The sequence below is a fragment of the Aedoeadaptatus urinae genome (assembly GCF_900155585.1).
Taxonomy (GTDB): Bacteria; Bacillota; Clostridia; order Tissierellales; family Peptoniphilaceae; genus Aedoeadaptatus; species Aedoeadaptatus urinae.
On sequence record NZ_LT707417.1, the window covers coordinates 274,745 to 299,353 of the forward strand.

Annotated in this window: 26 protein-coding genes and 2 pseudogenes; 26 read left to right on the forward strand and 2 right to left on the reverse strand. The window is 36.8% G+C overall.

Annotated features, from left to right (window positions below):
• Nucleotides 1-4: 4 nt before the first annotated feature.
• From BQ7397_RS09595 to BQ7397_RS03665, 3 genes are read left to right on the forward strand one after another with little or no spacing between them, the layout of a single operon-like run.
• Nucleotides 5-508, forward strand: a complete 504-nt coding sequence (locus BQ7397_RS09595; protein WP_234970569.1) for a hypothetical protein — start codon at nucleotides 5-7, stop codon at nucleotides 506-508.
• On the forward strand, nucleotides 501-917 hold the full coding sequence (locus tag BQ7397_RS03660) for a recombinase family protein (RefSeq protein WP_077074769.1): 417 nt from the start codon (nucleotides 501-503) through the stop codon (nucleotides 915-917). Before BQ7397_RS09595 ends, BQ7397_RS03660 begins: the two co-directional genes overlap by 8 nt.
• Complete coding sequence (locus tag BQ7397_RS03665; RefSeq protein ID WP_077074770.1) at nucleotides 910-2,472, forward strand: recombinase family protein; 1,563 nt, start codon at nucleotides 910-912, stop codon at nucleotides 2,470-2,472. Before BQ7397_RS03660 ends, BQ7397_RS03665 begins: the two co-directional genes overlap by 8 nt.
• A gap of 180 nt (nucleotides 2,473-2,652) precedes the next feature.
• Here BQ7397_RS03665 and BQ7397_RS03670 read toward each other — a convergent pair whose 3' ends face one another.
• Nucleotides 2,653-3,597 carry an Abi family protein gene (locus BQ7397_RS03670; protein ID WP_077074771.1) on the reverse strand — a complete coding sequence of 315 codons (945 nt, stop codon included), beginning with the start codon at nucleotides 3,595-3,597 and terminating at the stop codon, nucleotides 2,653-2,655.
• Nucleotides 3,598-4,014: 417 nt separating this feature from the next.
• Here BQ7397_RS03670 and BQ7397_RS03675 point away from each other — a divergent pair, with 417 nt between their 5' ends.
• The 17 genes and pseudogenes from BQ7397_RS03675 to BQ7397_RS03745 all read left to right on the forward strand — a co-directional run bounded on the left by BQ7397_RS03675 (nucleotide 4,015) and on the right by BQ7397_RS03745 (nucleotide 17,922).
• The gene (locus BQ7397_RS03675; RefSeq protein WP_077074772.1) at nucleotides 4,015-4,665 is read left to right on the forward strand and encodes a response regulator transcription factor; all 651 of its coding nucleotides are present in this window, start codon (nucleotides 4,015-4,017) and stop codon (nucleotides 4,663-4,665) included.
• A 1-nt stretch (nucleotide 4,666) separates the two neighbouring features.
• Nucleotides 4,667-5,527 carry a sensor histidine kinase gene (locus BQ7397_RS03680; RefSeq protein WP_077074773.1) on the forward strand — a complete coding sequence of 287 codons (861 nt, stop codon included), beginning with the start codon at nucleotides 4,667-4,669 and terminating at the stop codon, nucleotides 5,525-5,527.
• 52 nt (nucleotides 5,528-5,579) lie between these two features.
• Nucleotides 5,580-6,260 (forward strand): ABC transporter ATP-binding protein, encoded by a 681-nt coding sequence (locus BQ7397_RS03685; protein ID WP_077074774.1) that lies wholly within the window; start codon nucleotides 5,580-5,582, stop codon nucleotides 6,258-6,260.
• Entirely contained in the window at nucleotides 6,253-8,721 is a 2,469-nt protein-coding gene (locus BQ7397_RS03690; RefSeq protein ID WP_077074775.1) for an ABC transporter permease, read from the forward strand. Before BQ7397_RS03685 ends, BQ7397_RS03690 begins: the two co-directional genes overlap by 8 nt.
• Before the next feature lie 16 nt (nucleotides 8,722-8,737).
• Nucleotides 8,738-8,884: pseudogene (locus tag BQ7397_RS09540) on the forward strand (sensor histidine kinase); the annotation flags it as partial.
• A gap of 6 nt (nucleotides 8,885-8,890) precedes the next feature.
• Nucleotides 8,891-9,109 (forward strand): annotated as a pseudogene (locus BQ7397_RS09545) (hypothetical protein); the annotation flags it as partial.
• Between the two features lie 20 nt (nucleotides 9,110-9,129).
• Nucleotides 9,130-9,387, forward strand: a complete 258-nt coding sequence (locus BQ7397_RS09335) for a hypothetical protein (protein ID WP_077074776.1) — start codon at nucleotides 9,130-9,132, stop codon at nucleotides 9,385-9,387.
• Between the two features lie 188 nt (nucleotides 9,388-9,575).
• A complete protein-coding gene (locus tag BQ7397_RS03700; RefSeq protein ID WP_234970570.1) occupies nucleotides 9,576-9,875 on the forward strand; it encodes a 23S rRNA methyltransferase in 300 nt (99 codons plus the stop codon).
• A 108-nt stretch (nucleotides 9,876-9,983) separates the two neighbouring features.
• Nucleotides 9,984-11,054, forward strand: coding sequence for an HNH endonuclease signature motif containing protein (locus BQ7397_RS03705; protein ID WP_077074777.1), 1,071 nt, complete (start codon nucleotides 9,984-9,986; stop codon nucleotides 11,052-11,054).
• The gene (locus tag BQ7397_RS03710; protein ID WP_083703400.1) at nucleotides 11,041-11,343 is read left to right on the forward strand and encodes a hypothetical protein; all 303 of its coding nucleotides are present in this window, start codon (nucleotides 11,041-11,043) and stop codon (nucleotides 11,341-11,343) included. The genes BQ7397_RS03705 and BQ7397_RS03710 overlap by 14 nt, the downstream gene beginning before the upstream one ends.
• Nucleotides 11,344-11,439: 96 nt before the next feature.
• Entirely contained in the window at nucleotides 11,440-12,384 is a 945-nt protein-coding gene (locus BQ7397_RS03715; protein ID WP_077074779.1) for a 2-keto-3-deoxygluconate permease, read from the forward strand.
• Nucleotides 12,385-12,400: 16 nt separating this feature from the next.
• Complete coding sequence (locus tag BQ7397_RS03720) at nucleotides 12,401-13,570, forward strand: M20 metallopeptidase family protein (protein WP_077074780.1); 1,170 nt, start codon at nucleotides 12,401-12,403, stop codon at nucleotides 13,568-13,570.
• 371 nt (nucleotides 13,571-13,941) lie between these two features.
• Nucleotides 13,942-14,283 carry a cyclic nucleotide-binding domain-containing protein gene (locus tag BQ7397_RS03725; RefSeq protein ID WP_077074781.1) on the forward strand — a complete coding sequence of 114 codons (342 nt, stop codon included), beginning with the start codon at nucleotides 13,942-13,944 and terminating at the stop codon, nucleotides 14,281-14,283.
• Between the two features lie 114 nt (nucleotides 14,284-14,397).
• Nucleotides 14,398-14,607, forward strand: a complete 210-nt coding sequence (locus tag BQ7397_RS03730; protein WP_268801906.1) for a Crp/Fnr family transcriptional regulator — start codon at nucleotides 14,398-14,400, stop codon at nucleotides 14,605-14,607.
• A gap of 208 nt (nucleotides 14,608-14,815) precedes the next feature.
• Entirely contained in the window at nucleotides 14,816-15,559 is a 744-nt protein-coding gene (locus tag BQ7397_RS03735; protein ID WP_077074783.1) for an isochorismatase family protein, read from the forward strand.
• A gap of 86 nt (nucleotides 15,560-15,645) precedes the next feature.
• Complete coding sequence (gene hydA / locus BQ7397_RS03740) at nucleotides 15,646-17,049, forward strand: dihydropyrimidinase (RefSeq protein WP_077074784.1); 1,404 nt, start codon at nucleotides 15,646-15,648, stop codon at nucleotides 17,047-17,049.
• A 348-nt stretch (nucleotides 17,050-17,397) separates the two neighbouring features.
• On the forward strand, nucleotides 17,398-17,922 hold the full coding sequence (locus tag BQ7397_RS03745; protein WP_077074785.1) for a GNAT family N-acetyltransferase: 525 nt from the start codon (nucleotides 17,398-17,400) through the stop codon (nucleotides 17,920-17,922).
• A 48-nt stretch (nucleotides 17,923-17,970) separates the two neighbouring features.
• On the opposite strand, the gene BQ7397_RS03750 is transcribed toward BQ7397_RS03745, so the two are convergent.
• Nucleotides 17,971-19,458, reverse strand: coding sequence for a helicase HerA-like domain-containing protein (locus BQ7397_RS03750; protein ID WP_077074786.1), 1,488 nt, complete (start codon nucleotides 19,456-19,458; stop codon nucleotides 17,971-17,973).
• A 384-nt stretch (nucleotides 19,459-19,842) separates the two neighbouring features.
• On the opposite strand from BQ7397_RS03750, the gene BQ7397_RS03755 reads away from it, so the two are divergent.
• The 6 genes from BQ7397_RS03755 to BQ7397_RS03780 all read left to right on the forward strand — a co-directional run bounded on the left by BQ7397_RS03755 (nucleotide 19,843) and on the right by BQ7397_RS03780 (nucleotide 24,563).
• A complete protein-coding gene (locus BQ7397_RS03755; protein ID WP_077074787.1) occupies nucleotides 19,843-20,535 on the forward strand; it encodes an MgtC/SapB family protein in 693 nt (230 codons plus the stop codon).
• Nucleotides 20,536-20,899: 364 nt separating this feature from the next.
• Nucleotides 20,900-21,547 (forward strand): helix-turn-helix domain-containing protein, encoded by a 648-nt coding sequence (locus BQ7397_RS03760; RefSeq protein ID WP_077074788.1) that lies wholly within the window; start codon nucleotides 20,900-20,902, stop codon nucleotides 21,545-21,547.
• 121 nt (nucleotides 21,548-21,668) lie between these two features.
• Nucleotides 21,669-22,025 carry a hypothetical protein gene (locus BQ7397_RS03765; protein WP_077074789.1) on the forward strand — a complete coding sequence of 119 codons (357 nt, stop codon included), beginning with the start codon at nucleotides 21,669-21,671 and terminating at the stop codon, nucleotides 22,023-22,025.
• A gap of 348 nt (nucleotides 22,026-22,373) precedes the next feature.
• Nucleotides 22,374-23,012: a DUF6796 family protein gene (locus BQ7397_RS03770; protein WP_077074790.1), complete on the forward strand. Its 639-nt coding sequence runs from the start codon at nucleotides 22,374-22,376 to the stop codon at nucleotides 23,010-23,012.
• Between the two features lie 51 nt (nucleotides 23,013-23,063).
• Nucleotides 23,064-23,891 (forward strand): class I SAM-dependent methyltransferase, encoded by an 828-nt coding sequence (locus BQ7397_RS03775; RefSeq protein ID WP_077074791.1) that lies wholly within the window; start codon nucleotides 23,064-23,066, stop codon nucleotides 23,889-23,891.
• 45 nt (nucleotides 23,892-23,936) lie between these two features.
• Nucleotides 23,937-24,563, forward strand: coding sequence for an L-2-amino-thiazoline-4-carboxylic acid hydrolase (locus BQ7397_RS03780; RefSeq protein ID WP_077074792.1), 627 nt, complete (start codon nucleotides 23,937-23,939; stop codon nucleotides 24,561-24,563).
• Nucleotides 24,564-24,609 lie beyond the last annotated feature (46 nt).

Here is a 24,609-nt window from a genome sequence, read left to right on the forward strand (position 1 = left end):
TTCCATGAAGTTTATTAAAGACAAGGACATAAAACTAGCCTTTGTAACTTTAATAAACAAGCTTATCTTTGGAAAAGATAGTATCCTTACACCACTCTTAGAATCCTTAAATAGAGTGGATAGCAAGGAAGAAGTCGAGAAGATAAATAAAATAGAAGAAAGCTTACAAAAAATAAAGGAAAGAAAAGAAGTTCTAAACAAACTAATAACTTCAGGCGTTTTAGATGCAAGTATTTACGCAAAAGAAAGCAGTGAAATTTCAAGTGAAGAAAGTTATCTACTCAAAGAAAAGGAAAGAAGTAAAAAAGCCATCCTTGGAAATGATGAAGAAATAAGAGAACTTGAAAAATTAATAGGAATCTTAGATAAAAGCAAAATGTTAGATCACTTTGAAGATGACTTGTTTGAAGAAATCATTGATCACATTCAAGTTGTCAATAGAGAGACCCTTGTTTTTCATTTAAAGTGTGGACTTGTATTAAGAGAGGAAGTGAAAGAAGATGTCTAGGTTATGCTATGGCTATACCATAAGAGACGGAAGATTAGAAGTTCAAGAAAAAGAAGCGGAAAATATAAGAAAAATCTTTAAAAACTATCTTGCGGGCAATGCCCTTATAAAGTCAGCAGACCTTGCAGGCTTAAAGAAAAACAGCTCAAGTGTAAAAAGGATCTTAACCAATAAAAAGTACTTAGGAAATGAGATCTACCCCAAGATAATAGATAGAGAAAGTTTTAAAAAGGCAGGCCAAATGTTAAAAGAAAGGGCAGTGGCCATGGGACGAGTTTGGGAAAAGGAAGAAGAGAGCATTAGAGTTCCATGCAAGTTTAGATATAAAAGTGAAGAAGTTCTACCACTAGATCCCTTTGAACGAGCGAGTTGTAAGTATAGGTTAATCGAGGTGATAGATAATGAATAGTAAGGTCATAGTCATACCGGCGAAGAAGAAAAAGGGAAACTCCATCAAGGAATCAGAAAAGAAGAAACTAAGAGTAGCCGCCTATGCAAGGGTATCAACAGATAGCGATGAACAAGCGACTTCTTATGACACTCAAGTAGACCACTACACAAACTATATTAAGAAAAATCCAGACTGGGAATTTGCAGGAGTATTTTCTGATGAAGGAATCAGCGGAACATATACCAAGAAAAGAGCGGGCTTTAATAAAATGATTGAAGAAGCCATGGAAGGAAATATCGACTACATCATTACAAAGTCAATATCGAGGTTTGCTAGAAATACACTAGACTGCTTAAAGTATATTAGAAAACTAAAAAAGAATAACATCCCAGTTTACTTTGAAAAAGAAAACATCAACACTATGGATGCCAAGGGAGAAGTCCTCCTTACCATTATGGCATCTCTTGCTCAACAGGAAAGTCAGTCTTTATCACAAAATGTGAAGTTAGGATTTCAATACAGATTTCAACAAGGGCAAGTGCAAGTAAATCATAATAGGTTTTTAGGCTACACAAAAGATGAAGACGGAAAGCTTGTCATAGTTCCTGAAGAAGCAAAAATTATAAAAAGGATCTACAGAGAATACTTGGAAGGAGCAAGCCTACGAGATATAAAAGAAGGGCTTGAAAAAGATAAGATATTAAATGGAGCAGGAAATAAGAAGTGGCATGTATCAAACATCAATCAAATATTAACTAATGAGAAATATATGGGGGATGCCCTCTTACAGAAAACATACACTGTAGATTTTCTAAACAAGAAAAGAGTAAAGAATGATGGAATTGCGCCTCAATATTATGTAGAAAATAGCCACGAAGCCATCATACCAAAAGAAATCTTCATGCGAGTCCAAGAAGAAATGGATAGACGAGCTAACATGGTGAGCGGCAAAGGAAAAAGAAGAATTTATTCCAGTAAATATGCCCTTTCAAGTATTGTCTATTGCTCTAAATGCGGGGATATTTACAGGAGAATAGCATGGAATAATAGAGGAAAGAAATATACTGTTTGGAGATGTTGTACAAGAGTAACACATGGACCAGAAGCATGTGAAGCAAGAACCATAAGAGAAGAAGACCTACAAGAAGCAGTTGTGGAAGCCATCAATCAGCTTATAACTGAAAGCAGTGAATTAAAAGAAATAATAAAAGAGAATATAGAAAAAGCCATCACAGGTAATGGAAGTAGCAGAATCAAAGAAATAGACAAAGAAATGTTGAAAGTGCAAGAAGAGCTTTTAGAAGTAGCTAATGCCAAGAAAGACTACACAGACCTTGCAGACAGGGTGGAAGAATTAAGAAATGAAAAAGAAAAGATACTCCTAGAAATGGCGGAAGAGAAGAATGAACAAAGCAGGCTAAAGGAATTAGAAGAGTTTTTAGACAATCAAGAATTAGAAATAGAAAGCTATGATGAAGATTTGGTAAGAAAACTTATAGATAAGATAGTGGTTTATGATGAAAGTCTTAAAGTGATATTCAAATCAGGACTTGAAGTTGAAATAGAAAATTGACAGGTATTAAAAGTAAATATACAATAAAAATAACAGTACCCGACACGCTTCTTAGTATGAAGCGGACCTAGTCGGGTCTTTTGATTTTACTTAATAGACTTAATATAATTGGTATAATATTATCATAAGCAATTGAGGATAATCGTGCTCAAATAAAAAAATAAGTAGTTAAGTTAATAACTACTTATTAGGAAATCCTGAAATTGCAAATATGGCATCAATTGATATACTAGTAAATTTATCTTCATATTTATTTTTGATGGAGCTAATTGATGAGATTAAAGATTGGTATTCTTTTTCGGGAATAACTAGTTTAAGGACCAGTATTAAATCATGTAAATTTTTGCCAGTATAATTCTCATCAAAAAACTTTTCAAAAATAGCAGTTTGACCAGCTTTATTCAATGAGAATGAATACATGACTTCATCATGGGCACAAACATTTCTGAAAAAATTACAGATTTTAATTATATCTATAAGTTCAGTCTTACTAATTTTTTCTTTAGACTGGTAACTCTCTTTATATCTCTCACCAAAATCTCTAGCAATATTATTTTGAAGAGATTCATCTAGGGAATTATAAAAATAAGATATATTTCCTAAAGTAAGGAAATTTACAAGAACCCAAAGAGGGATGTGGTCATGCTTTTTTATATAATGCTTAATAGGTTTCTTGCCATTTGAATTTTTATTTTCTCTACTTATGGCATTGGATAATGTCCCTATATTTTTCAAAACATAATTTAGCTGATGCTTTGATGCAGAATAATTTTCAATTTGTAAGTAAGGATATAGTCCATCTCTGTATAAGTCTGAAAAATGATAAGCACAGGATGTTTTTAGAAGTTTCTCAAAACGGAGCAGAGAAGAAAAAATCACTTCTTTTAATTTACGATCCATTTCATGAAGAGCATAAATTTCTTCAAAACTACTACCAGCTTTATATACATCTTCTACCTCATTAGAAGATGTATTGTCTAAAAATGGAGTTTTATAGCCATTGATAAGGTTATAATAATTAACTTGTGATAAAATAATCTTAGCATATTCAGGATTATTAATGTCTAAACCTCTATTTGAGAGTATTTCAATTTGTTCATCATAAGTTTTAAACGGTTTACTCATATATACACCTCATAAAAAAAACGCCCCGCCACGTATGGCAAGGGCTTGTTCCTTACTTATATTATAGCAGAAAGTTCTATTAATTCAAGGTCTTACAGAAATAAAATTGGTAAGCATGGAAACTATAAAGATACCTAGAAAGGTTTATAATTAATTAGTGGACATATTTCCACATACGAGGCTTTTGAGAAATTTCAAATTTTATCCATACTGACCACTCAAGCCATGTGGAATCAGTTTCTCTTCTTGAGAAAATAAAATAAATATTTAAAAGCAAGCAGATCCGTAAAGGATCTGCTTTTAATATAAATGATAATGGTATACTATAAGTGTAATTATTGGTTAGTAGCATCAAATTGCTTATAGACAAATGATACAGAACAAATTAATTTAATAGATTTCAAAGAGAGGGTTAAAATGAAAAGTGTTTTGATTATAGAGGATAATAAAGAAATTGCCTTACAAATGGAAAAGTATTTAGTTAATAATGGTTATGAAGTAGAGATTGCATCATCTTTTTACGAAACAAGCTATAAGATGAATGTAGACATGGATGTGGCACTATTGGACATAAATCTACCAGATAAAGACGGTCAACATTTGATTCAAAAGTTAAAAGATAAGAACATCAGAGTTATAGTTACTACTGTAAAAAATGATGAAGATTTTATAATTGCTGCCTTAGATCAAGGAGCAGACGATTACTTAACAAAGCCATTTTCCCTTGCAATATTAAGGGCAAGAATTGATGCGGTTTTAAGAACAATACCTCTAAGTCAAGACAAAATAATTACTTACAAGGATATCAAAATAGATTTAAATGATTCAAAAGTTTATTTTAAAGGTAAGCAAATAGAACTAACTCCACTTGAGTATGAAATCCTAGTCTTATTTACTAAAAATCCTCACCGAGTTTATACAAGAGGCCAGCTGTTAGAAAGGTTTTGGGAAGATAGAGATAGATTTGTAAATGATAATACACTCACATCTACTATTAAGAGAATCCGAGAAAAGCTCGATAGGGAAGTTATCACTACTGTCAGAGGAATTGGTTATAGGATGGATTGAGATGCTATATGTATTTTGGATAATAAGTCTGGGACTTCTTTATTATTTTTTAGAATCAAGAAAGAAAAATAGAATAAATGAGCTTATAGATCTGATAGAGAATATGAAAAATCAGAACTATAAAATCCCTATGAAGCAAGATGATTTTTCAATTTTGGAAGATAAATTTTACAAGCTTTTTATTGAAATAGTGGAAGCCAAAGAGACAAGTAGAAAAAATAGCGAAAAGCAAATAGAATACCTAGAAGACATCGCTCATCAAATAAAAACTCCAATTACTTCTATGCTTTTTTCTATAGAAAATTTGGAGATGGACTTTCCAGCTAATGAAGATATAGAAATTTTAAAAAGACAAACTATTAGATTAAACTCTCTATCAGATATTTTGCTCAAACTATCAAGCCTTGATGCCAACAAAGATCTTATGAAAAAAGAAGAAATTCGTTTAGATGAATTAGTGGCTTATGCTTTAGATAGTTTAGATTTAAGGAGATCTACTAATGTAGAAGTAGCAGAAAGTTTAAAGAAAAATAGTATTTATGGAGATTTTTATTGGCTGGCAGAAGCTCTCATTAATATTGTAAAAAATGCTGATAATAGACCGACTTGTGATAAAATCGTGGTTTCATCATACAAAACCCCCATCTATACATGCTTAATCATTGAAGACAATGGCGGAGGAATTGCAAAAGATAATATCAAAAAAATCTTTAAACGCTTTTATAAAACGCCTGACTCAAATGGTTTTGGCATAGGACTTGCTATGGCAAAGACAATTGTCGAAAAAAACAACGGGGAAATCTCTGTTTCAAATATTGATGGTGGAGCAAGATTTGAAATTAAATTTTACAATGTCACCTAAAAGTCACTTTACTTTCATATGCTTACCTTGACACAAGAAAAAGGAGGCAGTTATGGAAATATTAAAAGTAGAAAATCTAAGAAAAGAATACGGCGAGGGTAATTCTAAGGTCATTGCCTTAGACGGTGTTAACCTTGAAATTGAAAGAGGAGAATTTGTTGCCATTGTAGGGCCGAGTGGATCTGGTAAATCAACCCTCCTACATATCATAGGAGGAGTAGATAGCCCAGATGATGGTAAGGTTTATATAGATGGTAACGACATCTCAAAGTATTCTACAAAAGAATTGGCATACTTTAGAAGAAGAAAAGTTGGACTAATTTATCAATTTTATAATTTGGTTCCAAATTTAACAGTCAGACATAACATAGAACTTCCTCTAAAGCTTGATAAAAGGAAAATCAATGAGGAAACCTTATTAGATACAGTTAGGAAACTTGGTATAGAAAGTAAACTCGACTCTTTCCCAAGTGAACTTTCAGGAGGTCAGCAGCAAAGAGTTGCCATAGCAAGGAGTCTTATCTATTCTCCGTCTCTTGTACTCGCTGATGAACCAACGGGAAACCTAGACAGGGAGAATTCAAGAGAAATAATTGAAATATTAAAATATTTTAACAGGACTTTAAAACAGACAATTATAGTAATCACCCATGATGAGTCTATAGCCCTAGAGGCAGAAAGGGTAATAACAATTGTCGATGGGAAAATAGTGGGAGATGAGAATAATGAATAAGAAGAATCTCTCAATCTCACTTTCACTTTTTATAACTGCAATTTTCTTTACATTTTGTGTTTACTTTGGATATGTAAATAATAAGTTCGATTATGAATATTTTAGGAACAGATCAATTTATGATGCTAAAATTATGCCTGATACAGTTTCTGGTGACTCAAGTAAATTAAAAGAAATAAAAAACATTAAAGAAGTGGGAGAAGTTGCAGTAGAAAATGATTCTGCCAAGCTATCTCAAAATGTCTTAGTGATAAATTATACAGACCAAGCTTTTAACAAGATGTTAGAAGATAATATGTTAAAAGAGGGAAGTTTTGCTACAAAAGATAACGAAATTACCATACCTAAAAGTCTTGCAGAAAAAGAAAATTTAAAAATTGGCGATAAGGTAAAAGTAGAATTTGGGAATAGATTAGTTGATGGAAAAATTATAAAGCCAGTTTCAAGTGTTACTAAGGATGAAGAATTTGCAAGAAAAAATAGCAAAGAATATGTAATAAGTGGTATCACAAGAAATCTTTACAATGAGAATATGAAGATTTTTTATGCTTCTACTGTCATTGGAAAGGATGCAAAGACCAATAGCTTTGTAAGATTCCATAATTTTAGAAAAGCCTACAATAATAAAGATAATTTAGAAAAAGATCTTGCATCTGCCTTGAATAAAGATAAAGTAGAACTAGAATTTAGCGAAATAATGAAAGATTACTATAATGTTGATGGAAGTCTTTTACAACAAAATAGGCAGGTGATTGTAGACTCTATTTTAATATTTGCTACAATACTTATTTTTATATTTTTTGTAAAAAATATTTTTACAGTTTGGGGTCTAAGAAAGATAAGAGAAATTTCAATGTACAAGTCCATTGGTTCAACAAATTACCAAATTTATAAATTGCTTTTAAAAGATGGATTAAAAATTTCGCTTCTACCAATAGTTATGGGACATGTTTTCGGATATGGAGGAATCAACCTCCTCAATCTTGGTATTCAAAGGATTGTAGAGGAAGAGGAAAAGTACAAGTATATAGAATTTTCGCCAAGGCTTGCACTTGTAGTTTTGTTAATTTGCTTTTTTATAATTTTAATAGCAATACTTGCTCCAGCTAAAAAAATCGCAAAGATAAATATAATTGATGGTATAAAGGGCAATTTTAATGACAAAAATATAAAACTAAAGAAGAATAAAAATATTTGGAAGGAATTAAAGATAAATAATTTAAAAACTATTTCCTCTCAGAGATATATTTCTGCAATTGGAATGATAATTGTATCAATTTTTTTGATAGTTTTCTCTATGGCAAAGTACAATAGGGTGAAAAATACTTACACTTACAATACGAATATTAATATATCAATTCATTCAAATGAAGCTGAAGTTCCAAATATATTAAAAGATATAATGAAGACTACAGAAAATCACAGAGCCTTCCTTTCAACTGAAAAATATATTTCCCTTAGTAAGGATCAAAATTATTCAGATGAGTTTAGGTCTCTTGATTTAGATGAAACAATCCGCAAATATTATGATAATGGCGAAGATTTTTATCTCGATGGAATTATAACAGCCTTAGATGATGAAACTTTTGAAAAGATAGGTGGCAAAAAGGGAGAGGCTTTGCTATTAAATAAAGTCCAAGTCAATCCAAATGCACCAATTGATGGATCAGAAACAACAAAATATTTTAAAAATATGGATAGTTTAAATTACTCCATAACAGAAGATGAAAATTATAATTATTCAATCAAAGTAGATAAATTAATTGATGACACAAAGGACTTTAGGCAAAGAAGACTACCTTTTTATGTGAATTTATATGTTGACTTTGACACATACTTTAAACTTTTAGAAGAATGGAATAAATTTTATTTAAAAAACAACAATGACTTGAGAAGAAACACCTACGAACTCTCAATGAAAGTTGATGAAAATAAGTTAGACGATATAAAGAATGAAGTTAAAGAGAGATTAGATTCTTCCATTGCCTACAATGAAACTTATAATTTAACTACAAGCAAAGATGTAGAAGCAAATCGCATGAAAGACGTAAAAACTTTTGGACTTATGATAATTTTTATTGCAAGCATAATTTTTATTTTAAATATAACTAATGGATATTCTTCTATTAATTTAAGTTTAATGGCAAGGAAAAAAGAAATTGGATCTTTAGTGTCTTGTGGAATAGATGAGGAAGAACTGAAAAACAAATATACAAGAGATTTTATATTAGAAGAAATTAAATCACTGGCAATAGTTTTAATAGTAAGTTTTGCTGCTTTATTTGCAATTGCAAAAATATCTCCAACATTGGATATGAAAATTTTGTTGTCTTATTTTGAATATAAATATTTCCTTGCTTTTGGAATTTTGATTTATGGTATAAATATTTTAATTTACAAGACAACTTTACAAAATATTTTAAAGATCGATCCCATTGATTTGATAAGAGGATTTGACTAGGAGGGACTTATGAGTAAGAATATTAGTAAGATTTTATAAAAGTCCTGACTCTAAGGGCTTTGGCATAGGACTTGCCATGGCAAAATCAATTGTTGAGGCAAACAATGGAGATATATCTGTAAAAAATGGAAAAGATGGTGCGATTTTTAAAATTAAATTTTACTTTGAAAAGTCGGTTACAATTTCTATTATAACAAGTTTAGGAGTTATGTTTATAATATCGATAATCGCTTCTAATTTAAGAATGAGTACTTTAATAAAATATTATGACTATAAAAGTTTCTTAGGATTTTCATAAGTCGTCTATGGTATTAATCTAATCATCTATCATTTTTCTTTAAAGAGAATTTTAAACAGACCGACTACAGATTTAATTCGAACAATATAATTTCAAAGAAAGAGAATAGTATGAAGAAAAATATCAGTAAAAAATTATTTCTACTTGGACTCACGATTTTTGTGATTTCCTACCTACTTCCAGTAGATATATTTCAAAGCTATACAAGTCTAAGACCAACTGGACTGACATCAATGTTTGTCTGCCCAATTATTGGACTAATAGGTTTAATATTTGGGATAAAGGACAAAGATAAGTTGTTTATAATATTGAATCTACTTTTAATCTTATTACTGCCTATAGCAATGTTTGTAGATCATCTAGTATAAGTAATGCGACTATAACAAGAAAATAATAATCTAAACAGCTCTTTTGTAGGGCTGTTTTTTCTTTCTTTGATCCAGAATGATATAATGTATTATAAGATACATATTGATTAATATATTCTCACATACGAGGCTTTTTAAAAAAATTAAATTTTATCCATACTGACCACTCAAGCCATGTTGAGACAATCGTGTTGCTTTCCAGACTAGATTCAAAGAAATATATTAGTGTAGAACTTCCGATGGATGATATGGATTTAACAAGTGCTGAGAGTAAGGCTACCTATAAGCAAATTCAAAACTATGTTTTGGAAAAGTTTGGGTTTAAGGTATCTACACTTTATATTGCACAAGTGAAGAGAAAATATGGTTTAGACATTAGGGAACACTACAATATATCAAACAACGAGAGTCGGAAAATCCCACAGTGCCCAATTGAAAAGGAAGAGGCTATTTTTGATGCGTTGAAGTATTTTCATATGATTAAATAAATTTTGGCGACAAATTTCCATATAAATAAACGGAGGTTAGAAAATGAATAGAAAAGCAATTGCTGAAAATGTAAACGTAGATTATGGGCAGAATCTATGGGAAGATGTATGAATCCAGATTGTCGAGCAGAATTATTTATAAAGAATAGTGATATTATGGAAAAAGCACATATCGGTGCATATTATGAAACAGAAGATAATTCATATGAAAACTTGATAGTCTTATGCCCTAATTGTCATAAGAAATTTGATAAAACTGGTTTTATAGATGAAAACATTGTTAAGCAATGGAAAGAGATTAGAAGAAATGAATTAGAAAAATTTTTTTCTGTAGAACTGAGCTCTTTTGATCAACTTAAAGAAAAAGTTGTTCCTTTTTTGAGAGAGAACTATAGCATATATAAAAGTTACTACCTGAGTGGTAATAAGTCTTTATGGGATAAATTTGAGCCTCAAATATTATCAAATAATGAAAAGCTAAAATTATTATTTGAAAATAATCGTACTTTATTTCAGCAGCATTCGTATAAGGAATATTCAAATTTAGAATTGATTCAAAAGTTTATAACTCATGTTGATGAATTTAAAATTACCAGAGATGATGGAGAAAAGTTGAGAGAGGTGCTTTTTCCACAGGAAATTAACTCTATTTTTGGAATCATGCCAGTAACCGATTATATTCTTCCATCCACAGAGTCGATGGAAGAACTGATAAAAGTATTGAGAAAAGAAAATTTGATAGACGAAGTTATGCTAGGGATAGATAGACCATATATATTACTGAAAAATAGAGAAAAAATATTTATGGATGATACTCCTAGAGTAAGGCAGCTATATTATGATAACAGTTGTTTTAGAAAAACGGGTGTTAGATTAGAAAGTTTAAATTTTGCTTTGAAATATTTAAGATCTCGAAATATAAATTTTACATATGTTAACCAAGATTCATTAAGAGAAATTAAAGTGAATGACATTAACATAGTTTTTGTTTATGAATATTGCTTAAGTAGGACATTTTTATCTAGCATGTCGCCAAAACCTAATTATGTAATTGTAAATTTACATAATTGGAATGGGTCACGCTGTATATCAAGAGAAGCATTAAACTTAGCTGATAATTTTGAAGTTAAATTACTTACAATGGATGAGTTTTATGGATATATCAATGAAATTAAATAAAATAGAAGCAATTAATTTAATTAAAAATAATATAGATTTGTTTTGCTTTTTTGACAAGTCTTATATTTTTGGTTCTATATTGAAACCAGATAAATATTCAGAAGATATTGATGTTTTGCTATTATATTCAACCTTCTCTTATGATATTCAAAAAAGTGTAAATGAAATTATAGAATTCATAGAGCAAAATACGTTTTATCCTGCAGATATAACTGCTCTAAGTTTTGAAGAAGAAAAAGAGATGGGATTTATAGATAAGTTAGATAAGAAGTATATCTGTATAAAGTAATTATCAAATGACTAATGATGATTGGGGTTTCCTTTAATATCATGTTTAATAACTTATCGTGTTAACTGGGTATCTATTAAATGCGGAGGTGCTTTTATGTTAAAATTCATGAGAAAAATTCCCGGTGGCATGCTTTTAATTCCCATGTTAATCAGCGCATTATTTGCTACATTTTTGCCGGATATTTTTAAGATAGGCGGGATGACGGAAGCATTCTTCACCACGAAAGGTATTAACTACATAGTTGCCCTGGTTTGCTTTTGCTCGTCGGCAGCCCTGGATTTAGAAAAAATCAAAAAAGTTTTAAAGAAACAGGGTTCGATTTTGCTGGTAAAAGTTATCCTTTGTTTTGTTTTTTCAATTCTATTCTTCCGTTTCTTTGGAATGGAAGGCATTTGGGGAATTTCAGCCATTGCCTTTACTACGACGATTTGTTCAATCAATCCATCCCTGTACCTTGCTCTTGTTAGCGACTACGGGAGCGAAAGCGATGAAGCGGCATTTGGACTTACCGGTCTACTATGTGTGCCGGCTTTCCCAATGTTAGTCTACAGCGTGTCCAAAGCATCTAATGTTGACTGGATGCCGGTTATTTCAGTATTAATTCCGATTTCAGCGGGAGTAATCATCGGCAACTTGGACAAAGACCTGGGCAAATTTTTCTCAGCAGCTGTTCCTATTCTAAACCCATTTATGGGCTGGGCATTCGGTGCCGGAATCAACTTGATCTCAGCATTTCAAGCCGGATTTAAGGGAATCATTTTAACTGTCATTTTCTATGTTATTTGTTTTCCGCTCATTTGGCTTTTCGAAACAAGGGTTTTAAAAGAAGATGGAATGACAACCTTCGGAATCACATCCATCGCAGGTTTGTCGGTTTCCGTGCCTACGATAATGGCTGCAGGTAACCCGAATGTAACTGAAATGGCAGAGGTTGCGGTTGCACAAATTGCATTTGGCGTGGTGCTGACGAGCATTATCACTCCAATATTAGCTAAAAAATATGCAAAGAAACGCAATATTCAAAAGAGAGAAGTTTAACACGTAAGGAGGAATTATGACTAATTATTTTAAAGAAGCTCTAAAATACAAAGATGAGCTAATTGAAAAAAGAAGAGCCTTGCACCAAATTCCGGAAGTCGGACTGGATTTACCGAAAACAAAGGCATATGTAAAGGGTGAACTTGAAGGACTTGGCCTTGAAGTAAAAGAATATGGTACATCCGGTTTATCTACCGTCATTCAAGGTGAAAAAGGCGAAGGAAAATGCATTATGATCAGGGCAGATATGGATGCCCTTCCAATGAATGAAGATAATGGCTTGCCCTTTGCTTCAACCGGAGATACTGCCCACACTTGCGGCCACGATCTTCATTCTGCTATTGGCCTAACTGCTGCAAAAGTTCTATTAAAAGAAAAGGCAAATTTCAAAGGCACAGTTAAATTTATGTTCCAACCTGCCGAAGAAATTTTTGCAGGATCTAAAATGATGATTGAAAATGGAATATTAGAAAATCCTCAAGTGGATCGGGCTCTTGCACTTCACACGGCGCTTGACAGAGAAACAGGTTCAATTTGTTACAATAAAGGCTATGTCGCTACAAGCTCAGATAACTTTAAAATTATAATTAAAGGGAAAGGCGGCCATGGCGCATATCCGCACACGACCATTGACCCGATCAATGTGGCTGTCAATATTTACACAAATTTCTTAGAGCTAATCGCCCGCGAATGTCCACCTCAAGAAACGAGCACATTGACCTTTGGCATGCTGAGTGCCGGCTCAAACTCGAATATTATTCCGGATCTTGCAGAAATGCAAGGAACCCTTCGTGCATACAATCCGGAAGTTAGAAACAAATTAAAAACAAGGATGCTGGAAATTATTGAAGGATTAAAGATTTCAACAAAAGCTGAAATCGATTTCGACTTCTTCACCGGAGTTCCAAGCCTTTATTCCGACCCGGAATTCACAAGAGAAATTGTGGGCTATATAAAAAACAGTGACTTTGATGGCGAACTCATTCCGGACTCACGAATCATGGCCAGCGAAGATATGGCTCTTGTGGCTGAAAAAGTTCCAACCGCCTATTTCAATGTAGACTGCAAATTGCCGGGCAACAACTTTAGCCACCACAATCCCGGAGTGGATTTTGACGAGAATATGATGCCGATTGGGCTGGGGCTCATGCTTACAGCCGCTGTCAACTGGCTGAATAACAACTAGTTTACATTAAAAAATGCACTGCCCCCCAAAAGTCGGATCAAGAAATCAAACTTTGGGGGGGTCTTTTAATGGCAAAATACAGTTAAGGGGTCACTCAAAAAATGCTTTTAGAAGATTACAGAAAATTCTAAGAGCATTTTTTTATTTTTGCCAAAGCTAACTTTTTCATATTTCGAGCATGAGCAGGTTCAACTATTGTAGAAATTGTTCAAATTATATTTAAACAGCCTCTTTTAAACATCGATGTTTGGCGAAAAAATTTCTGCGAATTGATGATTGGAAAAGTCAGCGTTTATCATGGTTACAATAGTGAAAATCCTTTGTATTTTTTAATTTCTTTTTATAAAATTATGGTATAGGAGGCCATAAGGATGAATACTTCTGACTTAAAATCAATTTTTATTTTTGAAGGCTTGGAAGATAAAGTTTTAAAGAAAATCTGTAAATTAGATATAGAACAGGCTCATTTAATGCCGGGAGATATGGTCGCATGCGAAGGGGAAGAGATAGACGAGCTTGTTGCCATCAAATCCGGTCTGCTTAAACAGACGAAGTTCCTGGAAGACGGTTCGGAAAGAACAAGCGCCTATTATTATGAGAATGAAGTTTATCCCTTGCATCTATTGTATGCAGGATTTAAATTTTGGCCCTACGATATCTATGCTGCGTTTGAAAGTGAGATTTTTTACATACCCTGGAATCAATTAAAATAGGTCATCGCTTCTGAAAAGAGTCTTGTAAACAATATCCTCCTTTTTAATGCCAACTGCACGTGCCATACGAAGATCGTATTAAATGCCACAAGGTACAAAAAGGTTCAAGAAAGAATTGCCTATTGGCTCATTATGAAGAAGTATATCAATTATTGTAAGATACCGGTTACGCAAAAAATGCTATCGGACACCTTAAGGATTACCAGGCCGAGTATGAATCAAGAGCTGAAGAAGCTTGAGTCTCTGGGGGTTATTAAGATTGAAAGAAATAATATTGAAGTGTTGGATGAAGATTATTTAAAAAAAATCATTGAAGATGTTTAGAAAACATTTGCAAATGTTCGTATGCGAACTTGATACAGTAAGAACTACTTGTTAATATATAGTCAGGAAGCAAAGCTCGAGATTTAACAACATCATTGTGTAGACACTTAAGGGTTTTAAGCTTTATCTCATTTCTTCATTCCGAGCTCAAATGAGGATTACGAAAAGAAAATGAAAACGTTACTTCAAAAAAGTAAAGGAGATTATCATGACCAAAAAAATGAACCCGGAATTTAAATTTGTTGACCATTACGGTTTTGACGAAGACATCCTTAAGGAAGCTTTTGCTGAAGCAAGAAAGATTTATAGAGAACGTGGATTCATGAGAAACATGGGTCAAGGAAAAGCACCGGCTATCACGACCGTTGATATGGCGAAGGCTTGGATGAGTGAAGGTCACCCGTTTACTTGTGATAAATCTGAAGAAGTTTGTGCAAACGCACTGAAGGTTCTCGAAGCGGGAAGAAAAGCAGGCGTTCCGATTTTCCACACGACGACAGGATACGTTGGTAAGGAACAATGGGACCTTCCGAGATGGGATGAAAAAATTCCGATGCACACGCTCGACATCGACAGTGAGTGGATGGAAATTGACCCGAAGCTTAAACCGCGTCCCGAAGAGCCGGTTATTCACAAGAAATACGCTTCTAACTTCTTCGGTACGCACTTAGCTCACATCCTTACCTTCCTCGGCGTTGACACGCTCATCGTCATGGGAGCGACCTCCTGTGCATGTGTAAGACACACCGTCATGGACTCCACTGGTTACGGATTCAAGACGCTTATTCCCGAAGGAACCGTAGGAGACAGGGTGCCGGGCGTTGTTGAATGGAATATGTTCGACATGGAAGCGAAATTCGCTGACGTTCTTCCGGTAGACGAAGTTGTTAAATACCTGGAAAGCATCGACAATTCCGTTTATACCAAACACGAAAGACAATTCGACAAATAAAATTACTTTTTAAGTAAAATGAAGACGCTGAGGCATTTTGGGGCATGACGCTATAAATGCCCGGCGTTTTTTTATAAGGAGTTGCTATGAAACTTTTAATTAAGAACGGCACGATTATTTCCGCTTCTTCCGAATATGTTGCCGACATATTAGTTGAAGATGAAAAGATAAAAGAGATCGGCATCAACCTTCCTGAAGACGGTTGTGAAGTGATCGATGCGACGGGCAAGTACGTCTTCCCCGGCGGAGTCGATGAGCACGTGCACATGGGGCCCTTCGGTTCTTACTCATTCGAGACGTCTCACGCAGCGCTGGTGGGCGGAACGACGACGATCGTAGACTTCGCTCCGCAATTCAAAGGCAAGACCCTGATCGAATCTTTACAAGAGCACGAAAAAGAAAATGCCATAGGCAAGGCATCTTGTGACTATTCGTTCCACTCCATGGTCATGGACAACGATCCGGATCTTTTGATGAGAAGTATTCCGGAGCTTGCTGAAAACGGCGTTGCAAACATCAAATTCTTCATGGCATACAAGGGCACCCCTTTCTATGCAAATGATGAGCTGATTATCCAAGGGATGACAGAGGCGAAGAAATACGGCTTAACATCCATGCTTCACTGTGAAAACGGAGACTTTATCGAAGCTTTAGCCAAGAAATATAAGGCGGAAGGAGTTAAAGATCCTATCGGCCACTCCCTATCCAGACCGCCGATCGTGGAAGACGAGGCGACATTCAGAGGAATTGAAATGGCGAAGATTGCCGACTGCCCTCTCTTTGTAGTACACGTATCCACCAAGAATGCAATGAAATTTGTAAAGCAAGCCAGAGAAGAAGGATACAGCGTCTATGGAGAAACATGTACCCATTACCTGACTCTTGACGAATCCAATTTCTTAAAACCCAACTTCGAAGGCGGAAAGTATGTATGTGCACCGGCACTTCGGACGAAAGACCACTTAGAAGCACTATGGGACGGAGTGGACAAGGGATACTTGATGGCTGTCGGATCCGACAACGCGGCAGTGAAGGGTGGGTTCGAATCAAAGAAAAAAGGAATCGACGATTTCACGAAGATTCCCAACGGATGTCCGGGCATGCAAAACAGACTTTACATGATGTGGACCCAAGGCGTAACGAAGAATAGAATTACGAGACAAAAATTCGTTGAACTGACGGCGACGAACCCTGCAAAGGTATGTGGCTTCTATCCTCAAAAGGGAGCGATCCTTCCGGGATCGGACGCCGACATCGTCATCTATAATCCCGAGGTCAAGGGAACCATCACCTTCGAAGATAATTACGAAGGCAGTGACTACGAAACCTATGAAGGCTTCGAACGATCCGGCATATGTGAAAAAGTCTTTTTAAGAGGAAAGCTAATGGCTGAAAACGGAAAATTCGTAGGCGACAAGGGCACGGGCAGATACATTAAACAAAAAGCCTACGCACTTCCTTACGACAGATACGTTCCGAGGGAAAAATAATTATTTAAAATTAAAAGGAGAGCTCGACTCTCCTTTTTTTGTTGCGGCTTCTGTCTAATCCGATGAAAGGATTGGCGTTTAATCGTCGTCTTCATTTATTTTTAAAGCTTTATTCTTGTTAATGGCGGTAGTAAATTCTATAATTTAATTAGATAGAGAATTAAATTATAGGGGAGATAAAATGGACAAAAAGAACTTATGGCTGATATTAACGATTATCGCGTTTATTGCACTTATAGCTTCAATCTACATGTCATATAAAACCGGAAGAACGGAGTACGCGTGGATCATCGGCTCCATGCTTTTCGGCATCGGATGCGGAAGTCATTACAAAGAGGAAAAGATAAAATGAATATCAGAAAAGCAAATGCCAATGATATCGACGCTGTGGAGAGAATATACAATGCAATTCATCTGGCGGAAAAGGCCGGCGAAGCGCATGTCGGTTGGGAAGCGGGCGTGTATCCCGTCCGCCAAACGGCCGAGGACGCGCTGAAAAGAGAGGATCTTTTCGTACTTGAAGAGGATGGACTTATTATCGGCAGCGGAATCATTAACCAAAACCAAGTGGATGTTTATGAAAAGGCCCATTGGCGATATAAAGCAGATTCGTCTGAGGTCATGGTGTTTCACACGCTGGTAATCGATCCCGGCAAAAAGGGAAAAGGCTACGGCAAAGCTTTTATGAAATTTTATGAAGACTATGCCTTGAAAAATAATTGCAAGTATTTGCGCATCGACACCAATGAAAAAAACAAAGTTGCCAGAAGAATCTACAAATCCTTGGGCTATGAAGAAATCGACATCGTTCCCTGTGTTTTTAACGGGCTTGAAGGCGTAAATTTAGTCCTAATTGAAAAAGCTTTAAAATAAAATTTAAACGAAGAAAGAAAGACCGGATTCATTTCCGGTCTTTTTGTTTTATCTTCTTTTTTTCATGGAGCCCAGGAGGCCTCTTGCGATTTCACGACCGACGGTTCTCGTAATGGTGCCGAGCATGGAGTCGATGCCCTTATCGATGTACGTCTTTTGGCTGCGGCGGGACTTTTCTGCTCGTTCGAATTCCTTTCGTTGAGCTTCGAGCTCTTTCTGTCTTTCAGCTTCTAATTTTTCTTGTTCGGCCTCCGACTTTTCTCTTTCGATTCTTTTTAAAAGAACCTCGTAGGCGGATTCCCTGTCGATTGGGTCCCTGTACTTGGCATAGTGAGGCGAAGAATCGACCAAGGCTTTATACTCATCGTCGCTTAATGTCGCAAAGGATGAGTGGGGCGGAAGGATGAGTGCCTTGTCCGCCACGGTGGGCGCGCCGCTTTCATCGGCAAATGAAACCAATGCTTCTCCGGTCCTGAGACCGATGATTTCTTCCTTTATATCCATGGATTCGTCCTGTCTGAATGTGCCTGCCACAGCGTTGATCGCCTTGAGCTCCTTGGGAGAGTAAGCCCGTAGCTGATGGACGATTCTGTTGGAAAGCTGTGACGAAACGGATTCCGGCACGTCGAGAGGATTTTGAGTGATAAAGAATACGCCCACCCCTTTGCTGCGCACGAGACGAACGACTTGGATGATCTTGTCCTGTAACACCTTGGGCGTGTTGTTAAACAGTAAATGGGCTTCGTCAAAGAAGAACACAAGCTTCGGCTTGTCCAAATCGCCAACCTCCGGGAAGCTTTCATAGATTTCCGAAAGCAGGTACAGAAGAAGCATGGAGTAGAGAAGCGGATTTGAAATCAATTTCGTGGCATTTAAAATATTTACTACACCTTTGCCGCTTGCATCTGTTCGAATAAGGTCGCCGATATCGATGGCAGGCTCTGAGAAGAACAGGTCGCCGCCGGCGTCTTCAATAAACAAAAGCTTTCTGGAAATGGCAGAGAGGCTTTGACCGGCCACATTTCCGTAGGTCTTACTAATTTCGTCTCTATTTTCGCCGACGAAATTGATCACCTGCTTAAGATCCTTTAAATCGATTAACAGTAGGCCCTCGCTGTCGGCAACCTTGAAAATAATATTTAAAACCCCGGTCTGCGTATCGTTTAGTTCCAAAATATTTGCGAGCATCAGAGGACCCATTTCCGAAACAGTCACCCGAAGCGGAATTCCTTTTTCGCCGTAAATATCCCACATATTGACAGGGTAATTTTTAAAATCAAAATCAGAAATACCGAGCTCTTCAAGCCTTGAATTTAATTTGTCGTTCATCTCGCCGGGCTTTGAAATATTGGCGAGATCGCCCTTCACATCGGCAAGAATGGTCGCAACGCCGGCGTCGGAGAGGCCCTCCGTCAGCACCTTTAGAGTGACGGTTTTGCCGGTGCCGGTCGCGCCGCTGATGAGTCCGTGTCTGTTAATTTTATTTAGAAGAATATAATTTTCCGTTTTCCCCTTGCCAATTAAAATTTTGTCCATGAGAACCTCCTTAAATATCTGATTTGATTATAACAAATTAATATATAGAGAAAGACCTGTATCAGAAAAATATCGTGAAAAAACGGAAGAGCTTTTATTTCACGGAAGGCATCATTTCCCCAAAACGCCTTCCGGGCTTTCAAGGCACCGAAAGAGCGCCATTTCTGAAACGGCGTTTACTGCGATTGATCATTTTATCATCATCGACTTGTGATAAAATAATTTTAACCTGTTCCGGATTCTCAATGCCCAAGCTGCCGTACGAAACAGCTTCCGGAAGATAACGGCCGTTGACTTGCTGCAAAGGAGCTTAGGCACTTCGAAAGAAAAGGATGAAACCACTGAATTAAAACGCTTATGGAATAGAATGCAAGGGGGCAGAGGATGAACTTAACAGTCGTTGCGGTCAGAATAATTGTCGCAGCTTTATTAGGGGCGATTATCGGCATTGAGAGGGAAACGAAACACAAGGCGGCCGGCTTCAGAACCCATATTATCGTCAGCGTCGGCGCATGTTTAGTTATGCTCACAGGCATCGACGGCGTCAGCAAACTTTCCGGCAGCGAGGGATGGGACGCCTTACGGATTCCCGCCCAGGTTGTAAGCGGAATCGGCTTCTTAGGTGCGGGCACCATACTCCAAACGAAAGGCAGGGTATCCGGCCTCACCACGGCCGCCACCTTATGGCTATCTGCGGCCATCGGGCTTGCATCAGGCGTCGGATATTATGAAGGAGCAATCATTGCAACGGTTATTTGCCTGATCACCTTGGTATCACTCATGGGAGTCAGTGATTTTATTAATAAGAGGATGACGAAGTCTTATATCATGGTATTTGACACAGATAATTTTGATGAGGATGGTTTTCTGGATTTTGCCTCGAAAGAGGGTGTGCAGGTAAGAAAATTAGATGTCATCGATGAGCATATAGAGAATGAATCAATTATTGAATCAACTTTATCCTTTCATAAAAATGCGAAGCCCGGTATTTTTTTCAAGAAGCTACAATCAGATTACCATTTGACATCGGTAAAAGTGAGCAATAGAAGACACAAATTGACGGAACTGGGTTTTTAGAATAGGGCGAGAGGCTGCATCGGGTAACCGATGATTTACCTCTGCTCACCGCCTGCGGTCCTGATCATGGGCAGGATCTTAAAGAGAAGCGCCCGATAAGGCCGCTTCCATTGGGAATATTTGACGGTGAAGCGGTTTGTTGCCTAGATAGAGTCGATATGTGAAGTTGGTAATTTAGATATCGTGGCGTTGTATTGCGAGATAGCTGTTTGAATACTGATTAAAATTCTATATTTTCATCACTATGACATCAGAGAATTGCAGTAATGTCGGCATCCGTTGACAAATCTCCATGTCTAATTGATGGCGTTTTCACGCGGACTTCAGTACGATTGAACCATCAAAACATTATGGAGGTGACAGTATGAAGATAGCAGAAAGAATACAGAACTTGCGTAAAGTAAAAGGTATTTCGCAGGAGGAGCTTGCGGATAAGATCGGTGTCTCTAGGCAGACAATCTCAAAATGGGAAAGCGAACAGTCTACACCTGACATAGATAAAGTTGTTCTGATGAGCGATTATTTCGGTGTGACAACGGACTACCTGCTCAAAGGAATTGAGGAGGCGGATCACAAGGATGGGAAGATTGATGCAAAAATATTTTCAATAGTAGGATTGCTGATTTGCGGTGCCGGATTATTTGTCTCGACATCAGTATGGATTGAATATCAGACATCCGTTGCAGTCGCATTTGCTCTGGTTACGGATTTGGCAGGAATTGCCATATTTATGATTGGTCAGTATATTGGAGTTAATAGAGAAAAAGCAAAAATGATCTTCTGGCTAATAGGAATCTGGCCGATTGTTTTTGTCCCATATTCATGTCTGTTTAATTTTTTACAGGGATTGATTTTTAGTTACTCGTTGACATTTAAACCATATCCTGAAATAGTAGGGAACTCAATTGTGGTGGGCGTAATAGGATGGATTTTATATTTTGGTATTTGCATACTCTTTGATTATGTTTATTTTTCTAAAATGACGAAAAACGAAGCAGAACCCGGCAGGTAAAGAACGTTGACTTGGTGTAAGGGAGATAGAATATGAGCGAAGCGAGAAAGCCCGGAATAATAAAAATAGAGATTACGTCAAATAATATCTGTTACGGCCCTTGCCCGAACCGGAAGATGAGGTGGAACAGGAGCTGTCCATTGAAAGAAATGGGCAGGTCGTTCTTTCGAGATACGCCTATGGTTTGGGCGACAACAGACCCATGGGCCACGATCGATTTTCCATCGATCGGGAGAAGGCGGAGGCGATCTTCGATGCCATTCGCCGCTGTTTTTACGACGATTACGAAGCCTACATGATCACGGATGTGGGACATTGGGAGTTGACCGTCTTCGATGACGATGGGAATAGGGACAAATTTTCCGGGCCCCTTGTCGAGTGGAATCACAGCAATGCCGCCGGTGAAAGTGTTTCAGACATCATCAGAACAAACTTGGGAAGAAAGGACTTGTTTGTTTTTGACGGCAATCGGCTATGATCGATGGGGTGGAAGTTTCTACCATTCCGCGACAAAGATTGTGCCCGAATGGAAACCGAACGATGCCGAGAAAATAAGATAACAGATTATAAATGCGTTGAAATAATGGCTTTTGGGATTTCAAAAGAAGTCCCGGAGGCCATTTTTTTGTTCAACAGCCTAAAGGGGACATGGTATAAACATGTGATGAACGGTATCTGCCGGAGGAAGAAATGCCGAAGCGTTTTTTAGAAAATATGATGTGAAGAACAAGTCAGTTGTCGCCGATATTTTTATAGATTTCAGCAAAATCAGGTGGTACAATTAAGCTGATAATAGATATCACAAAAGCGAAAGGAGGTGTTTATTGTGACATTATACGAGAGTATCTTGATCGGTCTTTTGGGTTCGTTTCTCACGTTTTTGGGAGATATGACTTTATATTACGATTCCAATGATTACGACGGCAAGGACACCATCAATCATATTACCGCCATCATGAAAAACGTCAGCATAAAAAGATTATACATTGGCGGTCTTTTAGGTCCCATCGGTGCCTTTATCTATTGCATTGGCTTTTATCACATTGTCTTGGCCATGCAGGAAAAGTATTTAAGCATCGGTTGGTTTGTATTTTTCATCAATTGCTTCGGCATGATACTGGGAGGCGCCTATCACATTCAATGTGCCTACCTCGGTCTTTTATCAAGGCACGAAGACAAAGGAGCTTTTGATGAATTTTTAAAATTTTTAACACTCCAAACAAGAATTGTTTTTGGAGTCATGGCTTTGGCAAATATAGCAATGGCATGGATCATTTTATTTGGATTCACCGTATTTCCAAGGTGGCAAGCCTTCTTTACACCGATATTTCTAATGATTTTTACTCCCATTGCCGAGAGATTGCCAAAGGGGCTCCATATGATTATTCGCGGAGGTTGGTTCAACTTTATTTATTTTATTTACTACCTATCTTTATTGATACACTGCACGAATATGAATTTATAAGATGATGAAGCCGGGAATTAAAATGATTAATAGGAGATAAAGAGGAATTTTATGAAGCAATTACATTTGTCCGATGACAAGAAAATACAACCTGACTACAAAAACTGGATTCCTAAAAGATTATTGAAGGCTAAGATTGGCGAAACTCTGGTTTGCCTTATCTTATTCATCTTATTTGGTGCAAGTGATGCAATTCTTCAAGGAAGGCCGAGGATCATTTGCGGCCTTATCTTAGGGATAGGATGTTTAATACTCCTATTAATAACTGCCTGGCTTGCCATCTTATACAGAACCTTTGATTACAAGGGTAAAAGAAAGCTCGCGAAAGTCATCGTCGAAGGGACTGCCGACTATGTAAAGATCCCGGACGGTGGCGTGGGCTTAGATGTGGGCTGCGGCAGTGGAGCTCTGACCATAGCCTGTGCTAAGAAAAATCCGGGAGCGATGATGGTGGGTTGTGACATATGGACCGGGGGATACAAGAGTGAATTTTCAGAGAAGCTTTGCCGGGACAATGCCGGGGCTGAGGGAGTAGGAAATGTGCGCTTTGAAAGTGGCAATGCAGTGAAGCTTCCCTTTGCAGATGAAAGCTTTGATGCAGTGGTAAGCAACTATGTCTATCACAATATTTTTGGGAAAAATAAACAAAAACTTTTACTGGAAACATTGCGTGTACTTAAAAAAGGGGGCGTTTTTGTTATTCACGATTTGATGGATAAGCCAAGATATGGAGATATGAATAAATTTATCGAAAAGCTGGAAAAAGACGGCTATGAAGATGTGCAATTCATCGATACGACAAAGGGTCTTTTTATGGGTCACAAAGAAGCTATGTTGCTGGGACTTTCCGGCTCGAGGCTTCTTATCGGGAGAAAATAATAAAATACATACAAATCAGCATAAAAAACGGATGGGGTATGCGAGATGAAATATAAAGGTATTTATTTCTTATTATTTAAGAGTCCGATGAAGAAAGTTCTTATAGAAAAGTATGATAAAGCATATGCGTCAGAAATTATCAGAAAGAGCAAAAAAGTTTATCGGGAACTTGTAGAAAATATGGACGATATCGGCGAGGATAATCCCATGGCCTACAATGAGATATTTGCCCTCGTTTTTGTCGCCCCCTACTTAGCAAGCGAGAAAAAGATTCCGCCTGAAATCGTGCAGGAGATGATGCGTCGATCCCTTTATTTTGTCGGTCCGTATTTTTCCCTGATCGACCTCAATACGAAGTGGGGAAAGGCGGCCAACAAGAAAAACATCCTGAAGTATGTCAAATGGTATACGCCGGAAAGAGAAAAGCGCTACCCCACGTCGTTCAAAGTGGATTTTGTGGGCGAACCCTATGAGGGCGCCTGCTACTACAGAATCACTCGTTGCCCGATTTGTGCCTACACCGAGAAGCTCGGGGTCGCTGAATTAATGCCCCTGTTTTGCGAGCTGGATGATGTGATGATCAGCCTTCAACACGGCGTACTCCACAGAAAAGACACCATAGCAAATGGAGCGGATTGTTGCGATTATTTTATTACAGGGGATAGAGAATGAACCGCAGGGCCAAACAGCATTCGGAAAATGATCTTTAAGGAGGGGA

Excerpts from the sequence above, each read along its gene's own strand:
- BQ7397_RS09595 (WP_234970569.1), top strand. The coding sequence starts at position 5 with ATGAAGTTTATTAAAGACAAGGACATAAAACTAGCCTTTGTAACTTTA.
- BQ7397_RS03660 (WP_077074769.1), top strand. The coding sequence starts at position 501 with ATGTCTAGGTTATGCTATGGCTATACCATAAGAGACGGAAGATTAGAA.
- BQ7397_RS03665 (WP_077074770.1), top strand. The coding sequence starts at position 910 with ATGAATAGTAAGGTCATAGTCATACCGGCGAAGAAGAAAAAGGGAAAC.
- BQ7397_RS03670 (WP_077074771.1), bottom strand. The coding sequence starts at position 3,597 with ATGAGTAAACCGTTTAAAACTTATGATGAACAAATTGAAATACTCTCA.
- BQ7397_RS03675 (WP_077074772.1), top strand. The coding sequence starts at position 4,015 with ATGAAAAGTGTTTTGATTATAGAGGATAATAAAGAAATTGCCTTACAA.
- BQ7397_RS03680 (WP_077074773.1), top strand. The coding sequence starts at position 4,667 with ATGCTATATGTATTTTGGATAATAAGTCTGGGACTTCTTTATTATTTT.
- BQ7397_RS03685 (WP_077074774.1), top strand. The coding sequence starts at position 5,580 with ATGGAAATATTAAAAGTAGAAAATCTAAGAAAAGAATACGGCGAGGGT.
- BQ7397_RS03690 (WP_077074775.1), top strand. The coding sequence starts at position 6,253 with ATGAATAAGAAGAATCTCTCAATCTCACTTTCACTTTTTATAACTGCA.
- BQ7397_RS09335 (WP_077074776.1), top strand. The coding sequence starts at position 9,130 with ATGAAGAAAAATATCAGTAAAAAATTATTTCTACTTGGACTCACGATT.
- BQ7397_RS03705 (WP_077074777.1), top strand. The coding sequence starts at position 9,984 with ATGAATCCAGATTGTCGAGCAGAATTATTTATAAAGAATAGTGATATT.
- BQ7397_RS03710 (WP_083703400.1), top strand. The coding sequence starts at position 11,041 with ATGAAATTAAATAAAATAGAAGCAATTAATTTAATTAAAAATAATATA.
- BQ7397_RS03715 (WP_077074779.1), top strand. The coding sequence starts at position 11,440 with ATGTTAAAATTCATGAGAAAAATTCCCGGTGGCATGCTTTTAATTCCC.
- BQ7397_RS03720 (WP_077074780.1), top strand. The coding sequence starts at position 12,401 with ATGACTAATTATTTTAAAGAAGCTCTAAAATACAAAGATGAGCTAATT.
- BQ7397_RS03725 (WP_077074781.1), top strand. The coding sequence starts at position 13,942 with ATGAATACTTCTGACTTAAAATCAATTTTTATTTTTGAAGGCTTGGAA.
- BQ7397_RS03735 (WP_077074783.1), top strand. The coding sequence starts at position 14,816 with ATGACCAAAAAAATGAACCCGGAATTTAAATTTGTTGACCATTACGGT.
- hydA (WP_077074784.1), top strand. The coding sequence starts at position 15,646 with ATGAAACTTTTAATTAAGAACGGCACGATTATTTCCGCTTCTTCCGAA.
- BQ7397_RS03745 (WP_077074785.1), top strand. The coding sequence starts at position 17,398 with ATGAATATCAGAAAAGCAAATGCCAATGATATCGACGCTGTGGAGAGA.
- BQ7397_RS03750 (WP_077074786.1), bottom strand. The coding sequence starts at position 19,458 with ATGGACAAAATTTTAATTGGCAAGGGGAAAACGGAAAATTATATTCTT.
- BQ7397_RS03755 (WP_077074787.1), top strand. The coding sequence starts at position 19,843 with ATGAACTTAACAGTCGTTGCGGTCAGAATAATTGTCGCAGCTTTATTA.
- BQ7397_RS03760 (WP_077074788.1), top strand. The coding sequence starts at position 20,900 with ATGAAGATAGCAGAAAGAATACAGAACTTGCGTAAAGTAAAAGGTATT.
- BQ7397_RS03775 (WP_077074791.1), top strand. The coding sequence starts at position 23,064 with ATGAAGCAATTACATTTGTCCGATGACAAGAAAATACAACCTGACTAC.
- BQ7397_RS03780 (WP_077074792.1), top strand. The coding sequence starts at position 23,937 with ATGAAATATAAAGGTATTTATTTCTTATTATTTAAGAGTCCGATGAAG.